This window comes from Shewanella sp. 11B5, assembly GCF_002836795.1.
GTDB lineage: Bacteria > Pseudomonadota > Gammaproteobacteria > Enterobacterales > Shewanellaceae > Shewanella > Shewanella frigidimarina.
This window is the reverse complement of the sequence record NZ_PJAP01000827.1, coordinates 1-1,611: the sequence shown is the minus strand read 5'-3', so window position 1 is coordinate 1,611 and position 1,611 is coordinate 1. Positions and strand designations below refer to the sequence as shown.

At 42.3% G+C, this 1,611-nt stretch carries 2 protein-coding genes; one reads left to right on the top strand and one right to left on the bottom strand.

The window, feature by feature from the left end; genetic code table 11:
* On the top strand, positions 1 to 450 hold a 450-nt coding region (locus tag CXF78_RS16860; RefSeq protein WP_102037423.1), incomplete at its 5' end, for a CreA family protein.
* Between the two features lie 208 nt (positions 451 to 658).
* On the opposite strand, the gene CXF78_RS16855 is transcribed toward CXF78_RS16860, so the two are convergent.
* Positions 659 to 1,611, bottom strand: a 953-nt coding sequence (locus CXF78_RS16855) for an L-serine ammonia-lyase (RefSeq protein ID WP_102037422.1), incomplete at its 5' end; no start/stop codon positions are given.

The following is a 1,611-nucleotide window of genomic DNA, read 5'->3' as shown; positions in this document are numbered from 1 at the left end:
GCGCTATGTTTAACGACACTTGTTACAGCTTGTTCTGACAACGAAGTCGGTGATGTTTCACTCGGAATGTTTACTACACAAGACATAAAGCTGAATATTTTAAAAGATGAAATTGTATCTGGTGTCACTTGTCACATCGCCTCAATAGAAGAAAATCTCAGTTTTTCTGACCCAAGTGATAGTTCTATCTCTTGCAGACAAACGGGTGAGATCACTACTGATATGATTGCTAAAATAGATAAGAGTAAATCAGGTGAGGTTGTGTTTAAAAAATCAAAAAGTATATTTTTCAAGACCATGAAAATTAGAAGAATATTTGATGCTGAAAATCAAACACTAATGTATGTTTCTTACTCTACCAAAGAAACATCGGGAAGCTTCAAACACAGCCTTTCGACAGTTCCACTTTGGGGAACCAAAGCATATGTTGAGCCTGCACAGGCCCACTAAGAGCAAAGGTCTCTCTTTGGTTCGCGCGTGCTCGTATGCATTTTATACCGTCCCTTTATATGGTTGGAGCAAGGGTAAACAGGTCATTCAATTAATTGATTTTACGATGAATCATTAACAGATTAACAACCCGTTGAAGGCATACAAAAATGCCTGTTAGGTTCACTAACAGGCATTTAGAATTGAGCAGATTAAATGAATACGTTAATTAACATTCGACGATGTTCACCGCAAGACCACCTTTTGCGGTTTCTTTGTATTTACTGCGCATGTCTCTACCGGTTTCCATCATCGTTTTAATGACTTTATCCAATGACACTTTGTGATTACCATCACCGCGAAGTGCCATGCGTGAAGCATTAATCGCTTTTACTGCACCCATAGCATTACGTTCAATACAGGGCACTTGTACTAGGCCGCCAACTGGATCGCAGGTTAAACCTAAGTTATGTTCCATGCCAATTTCAGCGGCATTCTCAACCTGTTCTACGGTTCCGCCCATAATTTCAGTTAACGCACCGGCTGCCATTGAACAGGCTACGCCCACTTCGCCTTGGCAACCCACTTCAGCGCCAGAAATCGAGGCATTTTTCTTGTACAAAATACCAATGGCAGCAGCGGTTAACAGATAGCGGCTGCACACATCGATATCGACTTCTTGCACAAACATATCGTAGTAACACAATACTGCCGGGATAATCCCTGCGGCGCCGTTTGTTGGGGCAGTTACAACGCGATCGCCTGCTGCATTTTGTTCATTAACCGATAAAGCAAATAAATCAACCCAGTCCATAGCGGTCAATGGGTCTGTGTTATTTCTCCCTTCCGCTTTTAAGCGGCGGTAGAGCGCTGGGGCACGTCGGCGTAATTTTAAACCGCCTGGCAATATGCCTTCCTTTTGATAACCGCGTTCAACGCAGTTTTTCATGGTTTGCCAAATTTTCCACAAACCTTGTTTGATCTCATCTTCACTGGCAATGCTAAGCTCATTGGCCATCATTAATGATGAAATGCTTAAGCCGTTGTCGCAGCACAATTGCAGTAATTGCAGTGCACTGTTGAAGTCATAAGGTGCTTGTTCAATTGGCGTTGCTGGAGAAGCATTACGTTGAGTTATTTCATCTTCATCAAGAATAAACCCACCACCAACCGAATAATAGG